The 8,932-nt window shown below is 61.3% G+C and carries 8 protein-coding genes; all 8 read right to left on the bottom strand.

All coding sequences use genetic code 11. The features are described from left to right. Positions 1-742, bottom strand: a 742-nt coding sequence (locus HPY83_19395) for an aminotransferase class V-fold PLP-dependent enzyme (protein ID NPV10113.1), incomplete at its 3' end; no start/stop codon positions are given. A gap of 15 nt (positions 743-757) precedes the next feature. Continuing rightward, complete coding sequence (locus tag HPY83_19390; GenBank protein NPV10112.1) at positions 758-1,948, bottom strand: hypothetical protein; 1,191 nt, start codon at positions 1,946-1,948, stop codon at positions 758-760. Positions 1,949-2,024: 76 nt separating this feature from the next. Continuing rightward, complete coding sequence (locus HPY83_19385; protein ID NPV10111.1) at positions 2,025-3,071, bottom strand: hypothetical protein; 1,047 nt, start codon at positions 3,069-3,071, stop codon at positions 2,025-2,027. Positions 3,072-3,140: 69 nt separating this feature from the next. Then, on the bottom strand, positions 3,141-4,280 hold the full coding sequence (locus tag HPY83_19380; GenBank protein ID NPV10110.1) for a hypothetical protein: 1,140 nt from the start codon (positions 4,278-4,280) through the stop codon (positions 3,141-3,143). A gap of 15 nt (positions 4,281-4,295) precedes the next feature. Then, on the bottom strand, positions 4,296-5,273 hold the full coding sequence (locus tag HPY83_19375; GenBank protein NPV10109.1) for a Gfo/Idh/MocA family oxidoreductase: 978 nt from the start codon (positions 5,271-5,273) through the stop codon (positions 4,296-4,298). A 23-nt stretch (positions 5,274-5,296) separates the two neighbouring features. Then, entirely contained in the window at positions 5,297-6,100 is an 804-nt protein-coding gene (locus tag HPY83_19370; protein ID NPV10108.1) for a carbohydrate ABC transporter permease, read from the bottom strand. 139 nt (positions 6,101-6,239) lie between these two features. Beyond that, positions 6,240-7,151, bottom strand: a complete 912-nt coding sequence (locus tag HPY83_19365) for a sugar ABC transporter permease (GenBank protein ID NPV10107.1) — start codon at positions 7,149-7,151, stop codon at positions 6,240-6,242. Between the two features lie 108 nt (positions 7,152-7,259). Beyond that, positions 7,260-8,723, bottom strand: a complete 1,464-nt coding sequence (locus HPY83_19360; protein NPV10106.1) for an extracellular solute-binding protein — start codon at positions 8,721-8,723, stop codon at positions 7,260-7,262. Positions 8,724-8,932 lie beyond the last annotated feature (209 nt).

The following is an 8,932-nucleotide window of genomic DNA, read 5'->3' as shown; positions in this document are numbered from 1 at the left end:
CATAGCCCCGCTCGGTGTGCAGCCTCCCGAAGTGCTCCTTCATCTGCGCCCCCCGGCTCTGGCCGATGAAGCGCATCCGCTCCGCCAACTCATCGTCGTCCGTGACCACACACCCGCCCGTGTCCGAGCCCAGGGTCTTCTCCGGGTCGAAGCTGAAACCCCCCGCCCGAGAGAGCGTCCCCGCCAGCCTGCCCTTGTAGCGGCCCATCACCGCCTGGCAGGCATCCTCGTACACGAACAGGCCGTGCCGGGCCGCCAACTGGTTGATGGGGTCCATGTCGCATATGAGCCCGGTCTTGTGCACGCACAGGATGGCCCGGGTGCGCTCGGTGATCAGGGGCTCGATGGTACGGGCGCTCAGGTTGGGGCTGCCCGGCTCGGTGTCGGCAAAGACGGGGATGTAGTTCTCGGCGCACAGCCCCTGGATGGTGCCGTAGTCGGTGATGGGACTAACGATGATCTCGTCCCCCGGCTCGAAGTCCAGGGCCGCCGCCAGGATGGCCAGGGCCGGGGTGCAGCCGGGGGTGCCGATGCAGTGCTTCACCCCTAGCTTCTGGGCGAAGGCCCTCTCGAAGCGCCCCATCATGTCCACCGTCAGCCCCGAGTCCACTACCTCCTGGAGGTACTTCAGGCAGTTGGGGCCCATCTCTCGGGGGAAGGGCGTGGGGAGCTTGCCCCGCTCCCCCAGGTGGGCCGCCGCCCCGTAGCGGGCGCGCTCTCTAGGTGCCGTGTGCTCGCTCATGTGTGCCCCTCCGCGTCAGCGGCCGCCACCAAGGGCGGACGGCAGATGACCCATCTTATCGTAGCGGCCGTAGCGACGTGCAGCCTTCACTGCTGCCTTGACGTTGTCGACCGGCGTGCCTGTGCGAATCGTGTTCGTGACATCGAGGACGTACCCACCGCCCGGACCGCCATCGGCGATCAACTGCCTCACGGCGGCATCTACCGATTCGGGCGTGCCTTCCATCAGCCCGTGGATCATGTCCAGCCCGCCCATGAGCGCTGCCTGGCCGCCTATGGCCCGTCTGTACTCGCTCATTGTTGTGTCGCCCATAGGAGGCGGTGTCAGCGTTGAGAGAGCGTCTATCCTCAACTCACGTAAGTATCCCAGGATGTTCCTCACCGGTCCATCGTCGTAGTAGTGGTAGAGGGCGCCGCAAGCGTGCACCAGCTCAACCTGCTCCTGGATAAGAGGGTAGAACATCTCTCGCCAGATCGCTGGAGACCATCCGTAGCTCTGAGAGGCGTAGGCCCACCATATGAAGATGATCTTCTCCCCGGCCTCCATAATGCCCTGGATGTAGCCCATTATGGCATCCTGGCAGATGCGTAGGACCCGACGCATCAGTTCTCGGTCGTCGTAGTAGAGGGTGAGGAATCTCTGATTTGGGTGGAGCAGTTCCGCGGCCTGGACATCAACCGGGCCGTGGAGGGTCGGCTCCACGAAGCCGTGATCCCCCACGATCTCCCTCAGGGTGGCCATATGTGTGAGTCGGAGACTCGACGGAGGGGCGAAGAGGAAGGGGAGTGCCTCCAGATCAGCATGGTCCTTGATCAAGGGCTCGACAATCATCGGGCTCTGTACATGCCCCGGTACGTACCCGGGACACGGTCGCTCGACGACGTCATGCAGCACGCCTGCAGGGGTATGGAAGGTCCGCTCTGTGGTCAGCCTGTGCTTGCCCTGTCGCACCATGGTCTCCACAACTACCTGTGGGAGGTCCCAGTAGGAGGCGTGCTGAGTCCAGACATACAGGGGTGCGAGCTGCTCCCACATGACTACATCAGTGCCGAACTCCTTGGCGGCTTTCAGCTGCGCCAACCTTCCGCCGCCACCATAGATGTCGTTCAGGAAGGTGCTCATCCTCAACGCTACCGGCACTCTGTCAGGTACATCGCCTCGCAACGCCGTCAGAATCCGTTCCCTGGGTGTCATCTCCCTTGCCATCAGGACTGCCCTCGATCGTCTCCTTCCAGGCTCGCCGTGAACCGCAGCAGGATCCGGCCACAACGAGCCACCTGCATCAGCCTGCCGATGACGGCCGCCTGTAACCGGTGCTAAGTCCTATCTCAGTCAGTCTGCGCATCATGCTCCAGAGGGTGCCGATCACCTCTCGCCTGGTAGCTATGGGCGCGTTCTTCGGCGCAGGGTATGGATACCGGGTGCCATCGTCGATCTCCAGGAACACGGTTCCGACCCCAAGCCCGTGATAGTAAAAGTATGGAGTGCTGCGCGCGTCCCGTCCGTAGGGTGTCACTTCCGGCGCCACAGGGAAACCGTTGTGGCGTGCTGCCTCGTTTAGTTGCTCGGCGATGCCCACTAGCCAGTCCACGTCCCTCGGTGCAGCTCGACGAACCGGTGCGTGCGCGGACGAAGGCTTGGCGTCGTTGTGGATATCGACCGCAAACTGAGGAGCGAACTCGCACGCCCGGTGTCTCAGGGCTTGTGATATTACGGAGCGGCTGGCACCACGAACGGGCAAATCCCTGTACAGGTCAACGCCCTCGTCAGTGAAGCGCATCCCTGGCCAACCGCGTTGCACCCATCGGTCCCACGTCTTGGGGGGGATGTGGCTGCGCCTGCGTCCGGGGGCGTCCGGTGCGTCGTACAAGTGCAGCAGCACCGACCAGATCTCCCGATGTGCGTACTGGTACTGTTCCTGGGGGAACCAGTCTCCCGTCCATGCTTCGGGGAAGAGCCGGACGAAGCGAGCCATGGCTTCCACATTCAGCATTGGAACGGCGAAGATTGTCATGCCCTCCAGCACAGCGCCTGCCCAGTTCGCTACGTCCTCTCCCAGACAGGAGACACCCGTGACAAGCGCATCGATCAGGCAGTACAGCGCCACTGGGCCGGCGTTCTCGCCTCCGTGTTGGCCGCCGGTGAGCAACAGCCTGGTGGGGCCGCGCCCGATCATTACCGCCGGCACTTCTAGCCCGGAGCGGCTCTTGCAGAGCGTAACAAGTCGGAACGAGGCGCAGCCGTACTTGCTGAGGGCACTCAGGCGGTTGGCTAGCCATTCCGGGCCCTTTGGCCAGTACCAGGACAGCAACTCCGTGTCATCAGACACCGTGCGCCCCTATCCCATCTCCAAACCGGTCATCTCAGGGCCTCCCTGTATCGCAGTTGTCTCCGGATGTCAGTAGCGACCGTAGCGTCTGGCTGCCTCGACCGCAGCGCGAACGTTCTCCACAGGCGTACCCGTACGAACCGTGTTGGTGACATCGATCACCAGGCCACCGCCCTCAGCCGCCGCCTCTATGATCTCCCGCACCGTATCTGTCACCAACTGCGGGGAGCCGTGCTGCAAGACGTTGATCATGTCCAGACCCCCCATCAAGCAGGTCCTGTTCCCCAGCCGGGCCTTGGCCTCGGCCATGGTCAGAGCGCCAGAGGGGGGAGGCAGGAGAGTAGATACGATGTCCACGCCCAGCTTCCTGAGGCGGTCCACGATAGCAAGCATGCGCCCATCATCGTAGTAGTGGTACAGCGCACCGTAGCTGTGAACCAGGTCCACCTGCTCCGCTATCAAAGGGTAGAAGAAATCGTCGTATATCGCCGGGGACCAGCCGAAGCTCATCGAGGCGTAGAACCACCAGACGTGGATCACCCTCTCACCCGACTCCAGGTACCGCCTTATGTAGCCGAGTTGGGCATCTTGGCATACGCGCAGTGACTCCCGAAGCAGATCGGGGTCGTCGTAGGGCAGGGTAAGCAGCCTCTCCGCCGGGCGCAGTAACTCGGCAGCCTGAACATCTAGCGGAGAGTGGAATGAGACCTCAACCAGGCCGTCCTCGCCTACTGCATCACGCAACATCCACAGGCCACTCAGGTCAAGATCTGCGGCGGGGGGATAGAGGAAACTCACCTTCTCCACGTCAGAGTGGTCTTTGACAAGCGGCTCGAGTATGACAGGGCTGTTGACGTAACCCGGCCCGCAATGCTGGACGACATCATGCAGCAACCCGGCGGGGGTACGGAAGGTGCGCCCGATGACCAGCCGGCTACCCTCCTGTCTGATCTGCGTTTCGACTTCGACGTCCGGTAGGTCCCAGTACGATAGCTCTGGCGTCCAGATGTACAGAGGGGCTCCTCTCTGCCATATGACCAGATCAGTGCCGAATTCCCGCGCCGCACGCAGTTCGGCCATGTGTCTATCAGCGGGGCCGTAGAGGTCAGTGAGGAAACTGCTCATGCGCAGGGCTATGGGAACGGCATCCGGTATCTGTCTCTGGAAAGCCGCCCAAAGCCGCTGTCTTGGCGTCATATCCCTACTCATGCCTTCCCCTCCCGGTTATGTCGGTATGGCGAGCCCGATGCCCGCTGCAGCCGCCGCCTTGGCGATGCAGGCGACCTTGTTTGCCCGGATTGAGGAGGAGTCCGGCACGAGCACGGGAGCGTCGGTTCCAAGGCCGGTAAGCCAGTCCTCGACGACGGATACCCTCTCCCCCAAATCGTCGGCGCCAAGTTCCTGGGTGCCGTCTTCAATGAGTACGCTGAGCTCCCTGTTTGGCCTTAGATTGATCTGGCCCTGGGAGCCAACTACGCTCAGCCGGTAGTCGGAACCGCTGCCAGGAGGCATGACCCGGTTGTGTTCCAGGATCGCGGTGCCTCCGTTGCTCAATCGGAGAAGCATGGCACCGCTGTCGATAAGTTCCTCGCGCTCAGGGTCGGTTATGTTGGATTCGTAGGCACTGACCTCGGTCAGCTTCAGGCCGGTCACCCACTCCACTTGGTCAATGTGATGGATCGACAAATCAAGTATCGGGCCTCCAGCCCGACGTTTGTCGAGGAACCACTCAGGCCGTTGGTCTCGCTTCAGCTCCACAGCCATCCTGCCATACACTTGCATGGGTGCGCCGATGCGCCCCTCATCCACCAGTTCTTTGACCTTTCTGTACCAAGGGTTCCCCCTCAGCGTAAGCAGCATCAGGATCCGAGAACCTGTTCTTCGGCGTGTGGCGTCAATGGCCTCCACGTCCTCTAGCGTCAGGGCCATAGGCTTATCCACGATCACGTGCATGCCTCTCTCGAGAGCCTCAAGCACTATGGGAGCCTTGGCGTCGTTCTCGTTGGCTATCGCCACAATGTCGGGGCAGACACGATCGAACATCAGGCGATGGTCTGTGAACACCTCTGTGGCGAATTCTGTGTTTGCCCAAGCGACCTGGGAGGGCTTGACGGACACACCCACTATGTCGACTAGCCTGCCCCGCAGGCCAATTACCTCCCCTATGTGGGTCTCACCGCCGACTACTCCGACCCTGTACACAGCCCATACCTCCACTGGTTGACCTAGAGGGCTTCTCCATGCATACCAGTAAGCGCAATGCCGCGCACGTAGTAGCTTTGCACGAAAGCGAAAACAGCGATGATGGGGATGACAGACACGATGGAAACCGTCATCAGACCTGTCCAGTCGACATCCCAGCGGCCCCTGAAGAACGCGAGCCCGATGGGCACGGTGTACTTCTGCACGTCGTTGATGTAGAGCAACGGTGCGAGAAGGTTGTTCCAAGAGCCCATGAAGGTCATTACCCCCAGCGTGGCCAGGACGGGTCCTGAAAGCGGCAAGACAATCATGCGGTAGATCCCGAACAGGCTTGCGCCATCTATCCTGGCGGCGTCCTCCAGAGCGGCCGGCAGCGTCAGGTAGAACTGCCGCATCAGGAATACTCCAAAAGCGCTACCAGTGAAGTGCGGAACCCACAGAGGGTACCATGTGTTGTACCAGCCTAGCGCCCTGATGAGGAGATACGTGGGTATCATCGTCACTTGAGAAGGTACAATCATGGTAGCAAGGAGCAAGACGAATAGCTGATCCCTGAACCGGAAACGCAGCCTGGCAAACGCGTAGCCGCCCAGAGAGCACGAGAAGAGCGTGCCCAGAACGCTCAATACAGCGATTATGGCGCTGTTCCGGAACATCGCCAGGAAGGTCACACCCAGAAGGTAGGCGCTACCGCCCTCTCCCAGAGCGAGGGGGTAGTTCCTCACGTAAGGAGGCCAGGGCGGCAGCATCCTGAGGGGCCAGTTCATGCTGAACTGCTCAGGGGGTGTAAGGGACGTCACGACCATCCAGTAGAATGGCGCCAGCATGCCGGCGGAAGCCACCAGTAGGACAGCATAGCTCGCTACCATAGTCAGTAGGCGCTTGCAGGGCCTCTTGCGCGACCTACTTCTAGCCGGGTGCACGGCGCGAGCAAACAGGGAACGGTACCGAGGCGATCCCATGTCTTCAGTCCTCTCCGAAGACCCAGAGCCGTCGCACGCGCCACTGCACCATGGTCAGAGCAAACACAACCACGAACAGCAGCCAGGCCAGGGCACAGGCGTAGCCCATCGCGTACTCCATGAACGCCTTCTGGTAGATAGCGAGGGCGATGGTAAGTGTGGCGTTGGCTGGCCCCCCCTGGGTAAGGACGTAGGTGGGCGTGAAGACCTGAAAGGACCCGATGACGCTCACAATCACGAGGAAGAAGATCATAGGGGTAAGCATCGGCAGAGTGACGTGCCTGAAGCGGGCCCAGCGGCCTCCGCCGTCAATCTCGGCAGCCTCGTACAGCTCCTGGGGCACCCCCTGAAGTCCTGCGAGCCAGTACATCATGGTGTATCCGACTGCACCCCAGAGGCTCATGATGACGATGGAGCGTAGGGCCCAGTCCAGGCCAAGCCAGCGCACCGGGCCCAGCCCGACAAGCCCAAGGAGGTAGTTCAGAACTCCGTACTGGTTCAGGATGTAGCCCCACAACAATGCGGTAGCAACCCCCGAGGTCACTACGGGGATGAAGAAGCTGGTGCGGAAAACGGTGATACCTCGCAGAGGCCGGTTCATCGCGAGAGCTATCGTGAGGGAGAGGCTCAGCTCGAGCGGAACATACATCAGCACGTATGCTGCCGTGTTGGATAGAGCGGCCTGGAATGCGCGGTCATCGAAAGCCCGTGCATAGTTGGCGGCACCCAGGAATACGGGCGCCCTTGCCATGTCATACCGGGTGAAGCTAAGACCGAATGCAGCCAGAATAGGTCCGAGGGTGAAGAGCACCAGCCCAACGAGCCAGGGCGCGATGAACAGGTAGCTGTGTATCTCCTCTTGAACGCGCTGACTTGAGAACGACCTAACGAGGCGCCGCGCAACGGCCTGTGCCATCTGTTCACGTCTGCCTAACGCCAGCACACTGCCTCCTTTCGCGCAAGCCCAGCAGCGTCTCAGATGACCCGGCAGGGCACTGGGGTGCCCTGCCATCGGCGGTGGTGGCTAGCCAGCCTGTTCCCCGGCCTTCCACTCGGATATTGCCTTGACGGCCTCATCCTGAGTGTTCTGCATCGCTTCCTCAACCGATATCCTCTGCTCCCACACCAGGGTCATGTTATCAGTCATTGCCTTCCACCAAGCGCCCCAGACAGGGTTCGGATCGAAGTCCCAGGCGAAGCACTCTCTGTCAGGCAGGAACGGCTCGATGAAGGAGCCCTGGTAGGTGAGAGGCGGTGTCGGCGAGTTCAGGATCCTCGGGTCGTTGTAGGCTTCCACGTTCACGGGCATCTGGTTCTTGCCGGGATCGGTCTGGCCCGTCTGGAACGGGATGTCCATGATTGAGAAGCGGATGAAAGCCCAGGCCTCGTTGATATGCTTCGAGTAGTTGGGAATGAGACAGCCCTCACCCCAGACACAGGTAGCTCGTTTCTCTGGCCACCGTGGCATGAAGGTCGCCTGCAGGCCGAAACCGTCCTTCCACTGCTGCCAGTCGCCCTGCGGCCAGCTCCCCTCTTGGCCCTGAACGTGTGTCATCATGGCGCAGTGGCCGCCCAGGAAGGCGATGTGCCTAGTCTGGCCGAAGCCCTCTACGTCGGCGGCCAATGGGGACACGTGATGCTCGAACACCAGGTCCATCGTCCACTGGATGCCCGCTATGGTCTTGGGATCGGTGAAGGTGGGCTCCATGTTCAGCGGATCCGCGAAGAACGACCCACCAAAGCCATATGCCTGCGGCCCATAGTCCGTAGTACCATAGTTGCGCGCCCAGTAGCCCCACTGCTTGACGCTACTAGCGTCGAAGCTTGGGTCGGTGGAGTTGCGCCCGCTCTCGTCTATGGTGAGGAGCTTGGCTGCCACGAGGAAGTCCTCATTTGTCCAGTTCTCATTGGGGTAATCCAGGCCGGCTTCGTCAAAGAGGACTTCATTGTAGGCAAGGGCACAACCGCCTACCCGCTGCGTTGCCCCCCATTGAGTGTTCTCGCCGTATTGCAACAAGCTCCAGGCGCTCTCAGATACCGCGTCCCGCAGCTCCTGATCGGCCTCAAGCAGCGGCATCAGGTTCAGTGGGATCTTGCGGGCCGCATAGGTGGCGACGTTGTCGGTCGAGATGGCAAAGACATCAGGCAGATCCTGGGCGGCGATCTGTGCCTCGGCCTTAGTATAGAACTCGCCCCAAGGTGCAGTCTCGAAGCTCACCTTGATCTCGGGATGGGCGTCAGCGAAGCGCGGGAACAGAATGCGCGTGTAGATGGGAAGGTTGGTGGTGCTTGAGGACATACCAACCCGGATCTCCACTTGCTCTGTAATGGCCTGAGGCTGAGGTGAAGCCTCAATGATACGAGTTGCTTCCCTTTCCACCAGCTGCGGGGTCTGGGCCGCAGCGCACGCTGCCAGGCCTGTGCCTACTGCCAGGCCCATGCCAGCCCTGATAAACCGACGCCGACTCACGCCCCTGCGGCTAGCCATGTCTTGCCTCCTCGTCTTGTGAGCAGATACCGGCCTGCACCGCGGAAGTCCTACTGCCCCAGGCAAACGAAGCGCTGGGCCGACCGTGTCCAATCAAATGATAATCCTACCGGGCGGGGGTCATTCTATCAGATGATAATCCTACTGGGAGAGGCGGCTCGGTGTCGTTGGCGTATAGGGTCAGATACACGTTTTGGGCCTTGGCGGAC

The sequence above is a fragment of the Anaerolineae bacterium genome, from assembly GCA_013178015.1.
Classification (GTDB): domain Bacteria; phylum Chloroflexota; class Anaerolineae; order DRVO01; family DRVO01; genus Ch71.
The sequence above is the reverse complement of the archived record's forward strand: the minus strand, read 5'-3'. Positions and strand labels throughout refer to the sequence as shown.